Here is a 16,676-nt window from a genome sequence, read left to right as displayed (position 1 = left end):
GGCACATAAGGCTACGTCGAGAACTTTAAGGAATCTATGATTAAGTCCTTCGACAAGCTCAGGACGAGCGGTAACTGTTTGATTCCACTAGTCCTGAGCCTGTCGATTCCGTTCGTGGTGAGCCTGTCGAACCATGAATGGAATCAGCTTGTTAGCGATTCCTTAAGCGCATAAAAATCCGGTTTTAGTCTTGATTAAAACCGGATTCTTAAAGTATTAAAGATTATTAGATCGTACTTAAGGCCTTATTCTCCAAACCCCAGAACTTCGACGCTCAACATACCCAATGCAACATTCTTGCTGCTGCTATTATTGTCATCCATTCCAGTTGTAGCCTGTGCTACCTGGCTGGCGTTAGCAGTAACATTACTCGTACCGGTCAGACCCGCAGCCACACTGCCTGTAGAAGCGACCGGCACACCAGTACTGACGCCACTAACCTGAATATTGCTGGCTCCCAGTACTGCTGTTGCAGAGATTGTGACGTTAGTGCCGCCGATACCGGCTTCCCCGGCATCAACTACGCCTTTCGGCGCGAACAGAAAGACGTCTCCAGGCACAACGCCAGCCGAGCTCGCTGCAGTACGGATACCGCTACCGGAAACGATCGGTGGAAACTCAATTACCAAATTACCGTTCTCGTCGAAACTGACATTCGGTGGCGGCGCGGCAATTGCAGACTTGGCGCCGCGACCGGCATCAAGATCGCCAGTGGACGACCAGAGCGTAATATCATCGCCATCCAACGAAAATACCCGCGACTGGTTAACCAGGAAATCGTCACGAACCACCGCATTAATAGCCCCATCCTTCTGCGCAACGATACCCAGATCCGAGGCATCTTTATCTTTATCTTTATCCGTATCTTTTTTTGGACCTTTATCGGTAATCGACACCGCCAAACCGGCATTAACTTTGCCGCCGGGCACCAGCATATTAATTCCGCCGCCATCCAAGGTCTGAATTTTACTGAAGAACAGAGTCAAATCGCCGCTCCATTGCGTACCTGGGAACAAGGATTCGATAGCGGCATAGCCACGCTCATTGGCAAGACCCGCGCCACTAGCGGAAGCCGAGCCTGACTCTCGAATTTCGTTCATATAAACCGGCAGAATCAGCGCATTAAGTTGAGGCTCTATCGCCAGATAATCTTCGGCTTGCAACGATTTAAATCCGGCTAATGCCTCATCGGCAGATAGCCCGGCATTACCCGAACGCTGGCGCATAAAACCGGTAATCAGATTGGAAGCCTTAGCGAAATCGGCTGCATAAAGCGAACTATTTTCTAAATACTTGCCGATAAATCCCGCATAGTTCGGATTACCCCCATTCAGACCGCTAATTACAGTAATATTTGCTCCGCGATCCTCCAGACCAGTATTGACCAGGTTTCCAATCGTCGATAAACCGACCGACGCGCCCAAATCAAAATGCCTGCCGGTTTTAACCAATACCTCGCCGGCGCCTGACACTTTGATTTCACCCGTATTGTCAAGCACATCACCATCAGGGCCTCTGTCGCTGTCATACCGCAAATCACGACCCACATCAAGAATGGAAACGTCATTCTGATTCGGATGCTGAATATCCAATTGCACATTGGCGAAATCGCGACCGGTATGAATTAGCGCCTGTTTAGCCAGATTAAACTGGATATTTTTAATATCGCCCTGACGCGTTACCAGCCTTGCCGGCTCGTTATCACCGGCATGCACCGGCGTGGCGGCATGCACCAGATTCGCCAGGCCGTTGGGTTTGATACGAGTCGCACTGTCGCCTAAGCCTGATTCATTACGAGGCGACAACGCGGTCGGAAACAGCGTCTTGTCCGCATCGGACATACCTAGCCTAATCGCCTCACCATTCGATCTAATATCTTGCTCAGCCAACACATTCAGCGCCCCTTTAGCCGAAGGAAACAAGAACAGAGCGTTATTCGAGATCATCGCCTTATCCAGAATCACACTGCCGCCAAAAGCAGTTGCCAGCAGGCTGGCCGGATAAACTTCCGCCAGCGTTTTTTGATTGTTTCCGAAACCGAGAATCTCGGCAAGTTTGGTAGCATTAGCCCCCAAATGCACATCGCCGGACAAAGATCTGACACTGACTGCGCTGGTATCGCTATAACTAAAGAACTTGGTATTACCTGAACCCTTTTCCAGCATCATCGGATCGGATACTCCAGTCAGGCTTAAATCCTTCTTGGACTGCAACTCGAACTGAGCATCGCCCATCACCAGTTGCGGCCCGGCCGTGAACTGACTACCTCCCTTGATAGCGCCGTTGGCTGAAAGCGAACCTTGCCCTTGCCCCAGAAAATACGCACCACCCGCTATATCACCGCCGGCTGAAATCCGCATTTCACCTCCACCGTTAACTTGAACTTTATTGTTTATAAAATCGTAAGAGGGTGGTTGAGGGACATTAGGATCAAATACAGGCTGGCCGATTTGCTTGCCTGTCGTTGGCATCATCACAGACAGATCTTTAATATTACCGGAAGCGATAACTTCAACTTTACCTCCCCCGAACGAGCCTATATTTTGCTTGAATAGCGGTGAACTGGAATCAGCGGCATTACCATACAAATCGGTGGTATAACCCAGAGCTACACCCCACGCTGTCGGCGTCTCTCCGTTATGATTGGCGTTATCTGTCCAATTACCCTGACGCAATAACCACGGACTTATAAACTGGCTGGTCTCCGCGCCTTGGATATCTTTTCCAGCCTTCAAGACAAGATCACCACCCTGAACAGGATATTCAGCATAGAGTACAAATCCGACAGTGTCTGCGTACAAAGTACCGTAACGATCAGTATCTGTCGGTTTACCTGCACTATAAACAGTTGACGTTTCATCGGTAAAAATAATATTGCCTCCTGATACCAAATGCATATCGCCGCTACCGGTTCTGACACTCACATCTGCACCGATTACTAGGTCATTTTCTGTGCTAGTAGCTAAACGATCAGCCGATGTCAAATCTGAACCGGCAGTCACCTGATAGGACCATGAGTCACCAGCCTGGAGTAAATCTTTGACTTGAAGTGAATCAAAATAAATGAACCCATCCTTGAAACCATCAGAAATAGAAGCATTCAGCGTGATTTTGCCGGTAGCGCTAACGGACAAATTACCCGGCAGGTCGATTAACCCGGTACCTTCGTTATAACGCCAGTCGGCAAAATCCCATTTATCGGCTAATTTCAGATCGCCATCGTAGTTAATCTCTACGCCGGCCCGTAGGCGTATATAGTTACCTAGCGTATCAGTAACACTTTGCATATTTGCCGCTGTCATATAGTCATCGGTATCGGCCTTGATTGTAGCGATATCGGTAGTATTGATTTCTCCATCATTACCCAAACCGGCATTGACGTATTTCCTGACACCTTCCGCATAAAAATTGCTGTATCCGTATTCTGTCAACACATCATTGGCATCATAGACCGGGGACTTATTCGCATAGCCTTGCACCAAGCCCGCAATCGGCTGAATCTTAATACCGTTACCGTCGCGCAAGGCGCGTAGTGTGACTTCACCGCCTTTCTCCTCTGTCGCACCGCTGACGTCAATCAGCGAACCGGTCTTGAGGTTGATACCGCTAAGGTTATCATTATCGGAATCAACCGAGGACAACAATACCTCGCCGCCTTTTGTACCTTTGGCGGTCAATTCGGCACCATTTTCCAGAATAATGCTATCGCCGGCAAAGACGCTGATCTTGCCGCCCTGCTCTACCCCGTTGGCGCGAAGCTGTCCGAAAAGTTCGATAGCGCCGTTATCGGACACCAATGTTATTTTATTAGCGTCAATTACTGAACTTGCCGCTTGAATGATGTCGGCATCGCGGCTACGGAAATAAATCGAATCGGATATGCCGGCATTTTTGAGAACGTCCATCAAACTATTGAAACCGGACGAGGCACTGTAAGTCGATACATCGAATTCGGCGCTACCGGCACTGGCCTTGATCTGGCCGGCCAATGTTACCGTCTGTTTGGGGGCTTTCAGAACCAGGTTGCCGCCTGCCGCCAAACCACCGCCAGTGCTTAAATCCAGTTTAGATCCTGAAGCCAGCGTAACAGCACCGTTATCGGCAATGGCAGAAAAAGTGCCGCCCGGTGTGTAATCAATCTTGTCGGCAAATTTGACTGCACGACCGGCCAAGTCAATATTGGCAGATGAACCGACAGCCACATCGCCGACCAGGGCATGTAGATTCAGATTGCCGGACGGCAGTAACGCGTTGGCATCAAAGGCAACAGAATCGGCAATAAACTCCATTGCTCCGCCAAAGCCGGATGAAGCTTCGCTAACTGCACTACCATTACCATTAACGTGGAGTGTATGACCGCCGGCATCCAGTTTGAGATTGGAACCGCCGGTCGTCGTCAGATAACCGACGTTCAAAGTCAAATCCGAGGCAACATTCAATATGCTTTTGCCGTCGGCATTAAATCCTTTATTAACGATTACATTGACAGCATTAAAGCCGTTAATATCAAAAGTTCCGGCACCCTGAGTAAAATTCGTCGCCAATAAATCCAGACGGCCTTGCCCGGTACCTGTGGTTGTCGCGGCAGCGTTCTGCGGGTTTGCCAACAACAGATTATTAGCCTGTAATCTTGCCGCTTGCCCACTGCTACCAAAGCCGGAAAAGCCGGAACCATTAATGACCAATCGGTCGAATTTTATCGGCGCCTGCAAACCGTCATCACCCAAAATTGGATTGTTGCTGCCGTCAACCTGACCGATATTGCCATAGAAACCGACCGTACCGCGACTGTTTAAAACCAATTCGTCAACGGACAGATTCAATAATTTTTGGTTGGTCAAATTTAAATCATTGCCGGCCAAGCCCGCTACATCACCCATATTAATGGCGTTAGCGCTCAAGTTTAAAGAACCGCCGTGCATTAGAATATCGCCCGTCAACGTAGTCGACTTGCTTGCATCCAGCAGCATCGACTCCGATGCAGTCAGTGTCGATCCGGCAGCAACACGCAGTTCGCCTTTAGCCCCAGGCGCATTGGTTCTGTTCAAAATCACCTGTTTATCGCCGGAAATCCGCAGCAACGCACCATCACCGTTAAGATTCAGTATGCTGTCGCCACTATTGACCTGACCGCTTGCGGCCAAACTGGCACCGCTCTGCACTTCGAGCAGATCGGTAGCGGCCGCAATCATATCGGAGACATGTACTTTGCTATTGGCAGAGAAAATCACTTCCTTCGCAGTAACGTTGACATCGGTTGCACCGGTGTTCGTATTACGGTTACGTGCACCACCCAGCATCAAGCTGTCGATTTTCAATGCACTCAAATCGTCGGCGAGAATTTCCAATGTACCGGCATCAGGCGCTTCGCTCAACTGGTTAACCACCTGAATTTTATCGGCGGCGATATCCATTTTCGCACCTCTGCCACCCGACATAGCATCAACCATAAAAGTGCTGTCCAAAACCAGCTTATTCTGGGCAATGATCGAAATCTGACCGCTATCCATAGGCAACACCGGCACGGCTGTTTCGTTCTTCAGTGCTTTTGCAATATAGAAATCGTTAGCCAGATGTTCTTCATATTGTGAGCGCAGACGAATATCAGCACCGCTTTCTATACGGAAACCACTCCAACGGGCATCGCGCGTATCTGTTCCGGCAACGGTTTGAAAGCCGGGTACCACTGGCAAGCCTTGCTTAGTATAGGTAGTAAGGTTTTGATCCTGGGTTTTAGCTTGCGGAGTTACCAAAAATGCACCCGGCAACAAGGCATAGTGGGCGGGTAATATTGTATATTCACCTGCAGGCAGATCTGCACTGCCGCTTAAATAGACTTTGCTGCCTGGCTCAACACCCCAATCGGCATATTGATAATGATCAAACGGCGCCAAATCCGAGCCCAAATTAGGCACTACCGCAAAACCGCCTTGGTAAGAATCGCTGCCGGGTTTCAGATAATCATAGGAACCGCCGGAACCGGGCTGAAATTCGTATCCATACAGATCACCACCGCCTGAGAGATCGACTGTGCTACCCTTGGCCAAAATGACTTCCGGCGCTTGCAGAACCAGCTTTTTCTCGGGCGGAGTGTTAAACACCAGATTGCGGACAATATCTAGCGGATACAACCAATCGAGACCGCCTTGCGTTACACCGAAAGGAATAACCTGACCAGCGGCAGACACCGACGTCAGACTATTTTCTGCGAGCGTCAGTTTGCTGCCGGCTTTTAAATTAATAGTGCCCAGTGGCGCCTTAATCACACCGGACTGATTAATAACCGGGGCCTCGAAAGTCAACTCGCCAGCCGCCGACAATGGAGAGTTATCAGTATTACTGCCGGCAATATTGATTTGACCATTAGGATTGTTTTTGACGGCAAAAGTAAATTTGCTAAGCGTGGTTGGATAGATTTGGCTGGCATGAAGATTCAGGTTGGCGGCAGTCACCATCGCGCCCAAAAATTCGCGTTGCGAACCGGAACGTAGGCCGACAGTACGTAAGTCATGAGCGCTATCGAGGTTAATCTGGCTGAAGTTATCCCAGCGCGAAGCGCCAAACAACTCGATCCATTGTGCATTAGCATTAAATTGCCCCGCACCGGCTACCGGCAAACTGCTCACTTCCCGCTGTTGTGACGACCCCATGCGCAGCAGTGCCGTATTCAGGTTAACCGCTCCCGTAGTCTCGCCATTCAAGCCAGTCCAACCGATTTTACCGGAATCAAGATCCAAACGAGCCTTGGCAGTCAGGCCAACATTACCCTCAAAACGAATCTCGTCTGGAGTCGACAAACGCATATCGCTAAAACCGCCCGCTTCCAACGCATCGGCAGCAACCACGGCCTGACCGTTAAATTCGCCAGGAATATTATCGCCAAACTGAATACCCGCGTTAAATAGCTGCTGCTGATTTTCCCTGACCCGGATCAGCAACGGATTGTTCGGAAAAGCGACTTTGGGTTCGTCAGGCGGCTTACGGTCAGTATTATCGAGTTTCAGCGAAAAACGGCCTGCCCGTGCTGAATCGGAACCGGCAATGCCGCGCATGTTACCATCCAAAACTGCGCCTTCCGCGACCGTCATGGCGATACTACCCGCATTGGAAGCAACGTCAACAGGTACATTAGCTACGCCTAAACCAGAATTTTCTGTCTGCGGTAAATCGAGAACTGTATGCGTACCGGAAACATCGATCAACGAATCTTTTTCAGCAATCAGATAACCTCTTTTCAGACCGAACACGACCTGACCGCCATCCAATACGTCACCGCTACGTTGGCCCAGCGCATTCAACGGTTTTAGCCTTGTTGTGCCTTGAGCAAGTAACTGGGCATGCGTACCCAAGCGTATGCTTTGTGACGGGTCGTACTCAGAATTGGATGCAGGAATGATGGACAAGTTGATCTTGCCTCCGGGCGTTGCGATAGTGCCATCAACATAAACACCTCCCAACCGGGAAACCAAATTAACGGTCGACTGTTTGTCGGTAGTGATCGAACTACCGGTTGCAACGGTGACATCGGTATTGCCGTCTAGGCTTAATTGGAAAGGTTGACGCAAATGCTCCGGTAATAATTCAAGACCGGCGAACTCACGGATGGAACTATCGGATGGCTTGTCCCTGAAATTGTCGTTAAACAACAAATTTTTGGTTTCTAAATCAAGGCTTGTATCGGAAGCAACTGTTACTCCCTCAAAGTTTCCTACCAAATTGATTTCGCCAAAACTTGATTCAGGATCAAAAGCAAAATGACCATTATTCACTGCCAGTATTAAAGGATCGGCCGTTTTTGAGGGTGCGGAGCCGACAACAATCTCACCGCTACTTAATGTTAAGCTGCCTCCTTCGCTTAAGGAAGCTGCCGAAACCTCTCCATCCAGATGTATTGTCGAAGCAACACCATTACCCACCGCAGCCAGTTCAATTGCTCCTCCTTTACCAGCGGTAAGCTTGCTATTCTGTGCTAGCCATGCCCCGCCATCCGCAATTACCTTCGATCCTGCTTGTAAAAACAAATCGCCTAAAGAACTAACCTTGATTGAGCCGCCGTCCAGATACAGTGGATCAACAGGGGCTGCCGTCGAGTCTTGCATTAAATCATTCACCCAGCGCCCGGAAACATCTAAAGTAGATGAAGCCCCCAAATTCACTTCACCCGATAAATTCTCGGCAATGGCCAAATTGATTGAACCGCTCGCCGCATGTATTTGTCCTTGAACGTCAATATCGGCAGCCTGCAAAGAAAACTCACCACCTGGCACCATCTGTAAATTTGTCCCACCAGCTACTATGGCCTCACCTCTGGTTTTAACTGTCAAATGCTGGACGCCCGACTGATTAGTCAGTTGAGTCGATAACACTGTAGCTTCAGGTTTGTTATCTGCATCAACAGGGAACGAATCTTCAAGACCGATCGGAACCAATCCTTTTTCGGTTTGAAAGCGAATATTCTGAAGAGAGGAAGCAGCAACTACGGTCGAATCAAACAAGAACCGGCCGCCATCCGGACGCTTGCCAGGCAAACGCTGATAACGTCCTGCATCGGAGCCGGCAGTTAAATCGCCGTTCCAGATTAAATTCGGCGAATGAATATTTATCGATCCGGCCGCATTGCCTTGCCGGTAGCCCTGTTCAAACTGGCCCAGACCGAATTGATTCTGAATATCCCAAACCCTTTCAATACCCCATTTTCTGTGTACTTCCTTAATTACACCGAATATTGCCATGTAATGTTCATTAGGATCGGCGTCGCTGATATCAACGATGCGATTATAATCCGTTAATAATTTGGTAGTACTGATGTAGCCATCCTGATAATCAACCGAGCCTCCGGAAATGTCGATTTTTGCACCGTCATTGATAATGACATCCCCACTGGAGGTCAAATTGATTTCACCGCCTTCACCTAAACGTTCGTCGATACCTTGTTTTATCCGGGCTAAGGCGCCGCTAGTATCTACAATCTTGGTGTCCTTGCGAAGATCGACCCTGATCGTTTCACCTTTCAGTACGCCGGTTTTCTGCAATGGGGCATCGCGCAATTCATAACTTTGCACGGAAATCTCACCGACATTACGCTCCATCGGCACAATCACACCTTTGTAACCCGACACATCAATCAGCGCATCTTTTTCCATATAAATGCGACCTGAAGTTCCCTGAGTTGGCGAACCCAGATTATCGGTTGCAGTTATGTCAACCCTACCGTGGGGCACGACAATAGCCGAATTGGATTTCAGTTCAACGGTGTGGGCCTTGGCTTCTAAATAGGATGACGGCTGATTTTGCTCGACAATTGCGGTAGCGCCGTCATTATCAGCCACGATTTGCGTGACGCTACCTGAGCCGAATGTCAATTTTGCTTTAGTTCCCAAACCGTCGTTGTTATCGGCAGCGCGGGTAGTTTTGGTGGCTACCAATTTTCCACCGAGCGAACCATGTTGCTCCTGAGCCAACAACCGAATGGAACCGTTCACATTCACCGAGGTAGTGGCGCTAACCCGGCCTTCCTGATTTACAGCAAATCCGGCCATTGTAATATTGCCTTGCCGCGCCAGAATATCGCCGGCGTTGGTCACCTTACCGCCGGTATCGACTTCAACCACCAGACCCGCGAAAGGACTGTCCTTGCTGGCCGCTTGCAAATAGACCTTATCTTGGCTGGCCGCCAGGATAATCTGCCCCTGCTCGTCGCTGGACAAAGATCCTTTATTTTCTATGGTAGGTGCGGCAATAATTATTCGACCTGCCTTGTCGGTATGGATTTTGGCGCCGGCTTCAATCAAAATCTTGGCGGTTTTAGGGTCCATAGTGGCGCCGGGTTTCATCGGCTCAATCACCAGTGCGGCACTGCCATTTTCATCGAACACGCGAGTAATACCGCGATTGAACACCTCGTCGGTAATATTCAGTGTACTAGCCAGCAGGCTATTGGCATTGACGACCGAATCCTTGCCGAACACAAAGCCGTTTTGGTTATACAGATACACCTGACCGTTGGCGACGATCTGCCCGAGGATTTGACTGGGATCTTTATCATAGATACGGTTCAGTGCAATCGACGAAGCGCCGGGCTGAACGAATTGCACGGTATTTTCGCGGCCAACATTAAAGCTTTGCCAATTAAGAATCGCTCGATCCGTCTGCTGATCGATTCGCAAGGTGTCACCGATAACCTGATTGGTAGCACTGCCGGCTCCAACCCAACCGGCCATTGGAACCGGTAATTCGGCATGAACCGGCGCGACTATGCTCGCGAACAATCCACTGGTGATTACCAGACGCATACATGCAACCAGCGGTTTTAATCTGAAAACATCTTCTACAGGTTTATGCGTAGCCAACTGTTTTTTGTGAGACATAATTGTTCCTTTACCAAAAATAATTAATACACTTAGTCAGCGACAAACCGACCGTCTTGCAAGACAAGACCCGGCAGCTTTCCACCCCCCGTTTGATGACGGGTTTAGCATTAACACAATAAAAAACCTTCTACTGAATCCTAAGCTCTTACTTGAAATCCAGTGAAATCGTTCCGCAGCTTTAAAAGTCAGTAGCAATAGTAAAATGCAATCGCGGATCACCGCTGTGCACCGGCGCCAGCGTTGCAAACGGAATACCGACATCAAACGCACCGCTAAGCTGCTTCCATAACTGAAAATGCAAACCGAAACCGCCGCTGCTGAGCGTGTTGCCCTTGACGTTACCCGGCAACGCGTCTTTGATCCAACCTCTGCCGGCATCCAGAAACGCCAGCAGTTTTAATTTGTTAACCATCTCCCAATCATCCAAACCCAAGTGCGGTGAATGTAATTCCAACGAACCGAACACACCGTCATCGGCCAGCGCTTGGGTTTCGAAATATCCCCGTACACTCTGTGCGCCGCCCAACGAGAACTGCTCATTACTGATCAGGGGTGAATCGGCCATTTGTCCGGAAAAATGGCTGACCAGTTCCATGCCCAGCGGCAAATCGTGCTGAAACTTCAGGTCGCCGGTCAGATACATATAATTGGCCCTGGCCAAAAAGCGTTTGTTTTCAAACTGCAACTGATCGTTACCTAAGCCGCGAACTGAAAAATGTAGCCCCAGATCGAAACTCGTCATCGATTCCATGCCCCGCAAACTGCCGCTGTACTGTGCCAAAAACGGCGTATAGGCGATCGGCGTCTTGATGGTGTCAGCACCGATCAGGTTTAAATCTTCCTGAAAATCCTTATAATCGACGCCCAGCGTTGCGCTGTGAAAATAATTTCCACGCGGTCGCAAAGGTTTGACCAACCTGGCTCCGTATATGTTACCGATACCAATCACTGACAAGGCTCCGGCACTGGCTATTTGCGCGCTCGACGACGAACTGACCGCATAAAACGCCAACCGGGTATCGCTGTTGAACAGCGGCATCGCATAGGTGCCTGCCCAAACATCGACTTCCTTATTATTCTCCGGCGACACTTGATACATTAGCGAGGCGCTATGCATTGCCTGCCAGAGATTGTCGTAACGTAATGACGACACCAAGCGCAGCCGCGATGTGCTGGACGTATTTCGGCCATTGAGTTCAACCCTGCCGTGTAACGGCAATTCGTCCTTCACTTTTAAATCGACTTCTAATGTTCCCGGCGTTTCGCCTGCTCGCAAAATCGGCACGATTTTCCGATCTGCACTTTCTCCGCCCAAGGCTGCCAGCTGTTTTTGCATTTCCGGCATATTGGGCGTCTTGCCTTCTGCCAGTTCCGGCACACCGGCTTTGATTGCCCCCAGTGAAAAATAGCGCGAATCCTTAACTCGCAAACGCGAAATTTTGCCTTCCACCACCTGCAGATAAACGATGCCGTTTTTTACGTCTTGCTCGGGAATATCCACCGATACGGTTTGATAACCTTGCGTCCGGTACAGTTCTTCCAGCGCAGCGCGTGCTGATTCGACGTTATCTATACTTTTCTTCGGTCCCAGAAATGGATAGATGGTGCGTTCCAATTGCTTTTTGTCGAGTAGGCTATTACCTTTCACCCGCAATTCCATCAGATCGAAAGTAGCGGGTTGTTGGGGCGCATTTTGCTGTTGATTCACCGTTTCCGCCCCTACTTGCGCATCCTGAGCGGTTTCCTCGGCAAGCGCGTCGAAAGCCACTGTGAAAACGCAGCCCGCCAGCCACAACAAAGGCCAGCCCGGCTTGATTTTATTCGTCTGCATGTAATCTGTGTTATCCGTGTAATTGCCGGCTTTCCCTTTGAAAACCTCTAAACCATGTATTTTATGACGCTTGCGTTAAACTTTTGTGACAGGATAGAGGTAATAATCCGGTTCAAAGTTTGGTCGAAAAGAGCCACTATGGAACAGATCGGCTTTCTTGTCTTAATCAGTCTCGAAATCCTTCCCTCCGTTTCGCATCGCGCTTAGCTTCAAAAACATGGTTATTTTCACATGCCGCTATTTTCAGAATAATTACATTTTGGTTACATGAATTACATTTGTATGCGATTAATTTATAGGGCTTTTGCCGTTACTTATAAAGAAACCGCTAAGCCATTCAGGATTCGACAGAGTTCTCCTGAGCTTGTCGAAGCCTGTCATGAGTTTGCCGAATGGGGCTCGGCACGAACATAACTTTTCAATAAAATTAGAACCATTCGTGCTGAGCATCGAAGCACTGACTTTTTAGCGTTTACCGTCCTAGTATTGACTGCGGAAACGGGCAAAATTCTTTAAAGACCGCGTTTATTACTGCGGGCTCCCAATACAACCAACAAACCGCTTACAAACAACCAGGCCGCTGCCGGTACAGGTACACTGGCCGGAGGAATATCGCTAGCGACCGCGCCGATATCGCCGTCATGAACCGCCCAGGCATATAGCTCGCTGCTTTCGTTATAGAGATTCTGATAACCGTTGATGATACCGCCGCTGATCACATAGCCCCAACCTAGCGCCAGACCGGGCGCAATAGCCATCTGGTCTTTCTGCCAGTACACCGATGATTGCAGGCTATTGAACAGGGCATAGTTTCCGTTATGTTGAACAGCCAGATCGGCTTCGGCATGGCCGCCCAGTTCGCCGTAAAACAGATGCGACAGTTCGCTGTTACTGCAGTTGGCGCCAACACAAACATTGCTGTCAGTCAGACGCGGCAAACGCCAGTCACTGAAACCGGCAAAGGTTAACTGCTCAGCCCAGATATTGGCGGCGGCCCAGTTTAAACGGCCATCGCTATCGGCATTGGACGTTTTCGCAAAATTGGCGTCCTTCATCCAGGTCATGTTCAGGTCATTGTCGTAAATCAGACCGTTGCCGCGATCGATCAACGCTGCCTCGGTAGTACAAGCGATCAGACTTAACGCCGCAATGAATAATGATTTAATTTGATAGTTCATAAGAGTGACTCCTGTTAATTAAATATACCGGCTTGCTTACGCAAACCGAACTGGAACTAACCCGAACCCGACATCTATCCGGTTAACCATACGCTTCATCAGCCAACCGCTAGTTCAAACGGCCAGCCATTACAAACGCAAAAAACCAGCCGTCCTAAAACGGCTGGTTCGCTTGCTTTTTACGGCAATTCTTCATTTTTCAGCATTTTAAATGCGTTTAGCCAACCGCTAGTTCAAACGGCCAGCCATTACAAACGCAAAAAACCAGCCGTCCTAAAACGGCTGGTTTGCTTGTATTTGCGATAATCCGTTACCGCTACAACATCTTAAATGCGTTGCACATTATTGAAGTTGAACACCAGAAGCAGGGTTAGTAGTAAGGTCATACGCAGTTGGTACGCGGCAGTTGTTTACGGCTAAAGCAGTCGTAGCATGGCTGTATATGTTAACAGGGTAAGTAGCCACGAAGTTACCGTCGACAGCTGGCGTAAAGTTTTTAGGAGAAGCCAAATAGCCGCTTTGGCCGAAAGGATGTACGTTAGTCGCATTTAGAGAAACGATAACATTCGGATTGCCGGCAGCTTTGATGAACTCTTTAACAATCAGGTCTTCGCTAGTATCCCAAACGTGAGTTTTGGAATATTGGAAAGTCAATTCAGCCCAATCGTGGTATTTGCCTTTCGCGACATTTTCCAGAGTCGGAGCGATACCGTCGATTTTGACAAAACGCCAGTTTTCTGGTGGAAGTGTTAAGTGACCATTTTTTTCCAGACCCTGAATACCGATCGCCCAGCGTGCACCGCCTGCCGTATAAGTGTTATTAAAGCCAGTACCGATAGTGTTGTTGCCGGCGTCCAGTTCTCTCAAACACTCGGACACAGCACCAGATGAAGACAACGCATGTACCTGAGTTTTTGCGATGGTTTCAATCAAAGCACCGGTATCGACTGCTGGAGCTGTGGCGGCTGAAGAGCAAGGATAGTTCAGGAAGTTGATACCCAATTGCGCTTTAGTACCCGAGCCATCGGTACGTGTACAGATATGTACTCGTGCATTGGCATTACCCGGCTTATTGGCGGCGCTGGCTGTAGTATACAAATCGCTGGCTCCGACTTTCAGGTCTTTCCAGCTATCCATTTTACCGGTAAAGAGATTGGCTACTTGATCACGAGTCAGGCTAGGCATACAGGCTTCGGTCTCCGAACCGACGCAAGCATTTCCTACGCCGAATTGCGCTTCCTGCAGGGCATTACGCAGTTTCAGCGTAGCACCGATACCAAACACTTGGCCGCCGGCAGATTCAACATTCAGTAAGCTGACGTCGGATGAAGTAACCCCTGAAAAGCCGGCTGGTGTATTGACGCCGCGAAATTGCTCAGGGTCAACATCGGAAACACCGAAGTCAGGCTTATGCGACTGAAATTGACCGGGAGTGGTTGCGGAATAAGTACAGGTAGAAACATTCAAACCAGCTGAAAGAGCAGGTACCGTACAAACGCTAGGATCGACGTTCAAGAAGGCAATCGACGCAGTAGCCGCTCCCTTGGCGTCATCGATGATAGGTGTTACACCATACGCTGAACCGCCTGCGCTACGTTTGTAGATCAACAACTCGGTTTTGCCGCCAGCCAGACCTACCAATTGCGGGTTAAGCGGATTCAATGTGCAATAGTAAGCGTTTTGATCCTTGCCGGTGCCGTTATCCTTGAATTTGTAGACAGGCTGAGTTGAATCGCACATCCGGTCAGCCGCAATCACTAAAGGACTGGTAACTAAATGCTCAATATAATCCAGCGCCGCGGAAGCGCCTCCCAAATAGATTTCATAAGTGTTGGCCGGGGTAACAACCACTTTGCCCGCACCGTCCAGAGTAATGGCAGCTTGTGCAGCGCCACCAAACAAGGCGGCAGAAACTGCCGCGCCTAAGAGTAATTTTTTCATTTTTTTTCTCGCTTGTTAAATAAAGATGGAAGCCACTCCCGCAACAACGCGGGAATGACCAATAACCTTATACGGCCATTGATTTACGACGGTTCAAACGCAACACACCCATCAAACCTGCGCCAAACATCCATACCGCGGCAGGAAGAGGCACAGCTGCAACAGCAGGCGCGGAAAAGGTCAGGCTATTGCCAGCCAGCAACCATTTACCAGCAAAAGTTGTAGCAATGTTGTCGCCGGTAAGTTGGTCCATTTGGCCCAATTGAAAACCGATAGACTGACCGTAATCAGCTTGCGGATCCTGGATCCAGCCGCCCCATACAGACGAAGCGAAACCATGCTGACCCACCGCATCTCCAGCTTCGCCGTCCAATACCATAGTACTTAAGTTTGCTGCATTGTTAATCACACCAATTTTAGTGTTGATATCGTTCGCATGTATTTCTATGGCAGAGGCTGTATCATAACCGAACAACAGAGCCGGAGAAGTGGCCAGAGGCGCACCGGTTATCGCTGCGCCGAAATCGATAGTATTACCAACAGCAACCACGTATTTGATAGCGCTTGTAGTTGCGCCAGTGATAAATGATGTCCAGTTACTCAAAGCAGACAGGTCAAAATTCAGGCTGTAAGCCGCATTGTTAACGTTAGCAACCAACTGGTTATATGTAACACCGGTATCCAAAGTAAAAGTTTTACCGGTAGTGATGTCATAAGCTGACAAATAAGCTTCGTTCAATCCGCCATTGTGGTTAGCGATACTCGCGTTAGCCGAACCTGCGCCTATCATCAACGCCGCAGCAATCAATGTTTTGTTAAATGTTTTCATTAGAAAAGCCTCATGTTTTAGTTAAATTTAAAGTTTAATAAATTACATAAGGTGACAACCCGGCTATCTTAACAACTACTCCAAGACCCGCAGCTTTCCGTCCCCGCTTCACAGCGGGTTTAGCTTTTTACACGTTATAGATATTCCTGCTTTACCAGCACTATCTAACATACAGACAGCGCCGCACCCCGCTACCATTTTTTATTTTCTCTCTTTACTCCCTATTTCCTACTCCCTATTTCCTTGCTTCCTGCTCCTGTTGTTTTCCCTTGATCCTTTCACTGTTTAGTACTGAAACAAGAATAAAGCCTTCCTGATGCTTTTTTTCAGTACCGCCGATGCATTGCATCCTGCTTTCCCTGTTCAGCCAACATCTATTCCAGATGTTCTCAACTGGTGCACAGTATCCCATAACGATTAAGTTGTTTCGGTTACAGGTCAGTTACAGGAACAGGTAATGTATTACATCTGTAATACCCTGCAGACAGTTGCCGACGAGCAGTGGAAAAATTAAAGCGGGTTATAAC

5 protein-coding genes and 1 riboswitch are annotated in these 16,676 nt (G+C 48.9%); all 5 genes read right to left on the bottom strand.

Annotated features, from left to right (window positions below; translation table 11 throughout):
• Window positions 1-245 precede the first annotated feature (245 nt).
• Complete coding sequence (locus EPO18_RS00175) at window positions 246-10,367, bottom strand: filamentous haemagglutinin family protein (protein ID WP_292428827.1); 10,122 nt, start codon at window positions 10,365-10,367, stop codon at window positions 246-248.
• A 181-nt stretch (window positions 10,368-10,548) separates the two neighbouring features.
• Window positions 10,549-12,201, bottom strand: coding sequence for a ShlB/FhaC/HecB family hemolysin secretion/activation protein (locus EPO18_RS00170; RefSeq protein WP_292428824.1), 1,653 nt, complete (start codon window positions 12,199-12,201; stop codon window positions 10,549-10,551).
• 512 nt (window positions 12,202-12,713) lie between these two features.
• On the bottom strand, window positions 12,714-13,379 hold the full coding sequence (locus EPO18_RS00165; protein WP_292428822.1) for an Lcl domain-containing protein: 666 nt from the start codon (window positions 13,377-13,379) through the stop codon (window positions 12,714-12,716).
• A 342-nt stretch (window positions 13,380-13,721) separates the two neighbouring features.
• Window positions 13,722-15,320, bottom strand: a complete 1,599-nt coding sequence (locus EPO18_RS00160) for a type 2 periplasmic-binding domain-containing protein (RefSeq protein WP_292428820.1) — start codon at window positions 15,318-15,320, stop codon at window positions 13,722-13,724.
• A gap of 67 nt (window positions 15,321-15,387) precedes the next feature.
• The gene (locus EPO18_RS00155; RefSeq protein WP_292428816.1) at window positions 15,388-16,149 is read right to left on the bottom strand and encodes a hypothetical protein; all 762 of its coding nucleotides are present in this window, start codon (window positions 16,147-16,149) and stop codon (window positions 15,388-15,390) included.
• A gap of 50 nt (window positions 16,150-16,199) precedes the next feature.
• Window positions 16,200-16,283: riboswitch (cyclic di-GMP riboswitch) on the bottom strand.
• Window positions 16,284-16,676: the final 393 nt, after the last annotated feature.

The sequence above is a fragment of the Methylobacter sp. genome (assembly GCF_004322395.1).
GTDB lineage: Bacteria > Pseudomonadota > Gammaproteobacteria > Methylococcales > Methylomonadaceae > Methylobacter_A.
The sequence above is the reverse complement of the archived record's forward strand: the minus strand, read 5'-3'. Positions and strand labels throughout refer to the sequence as shown.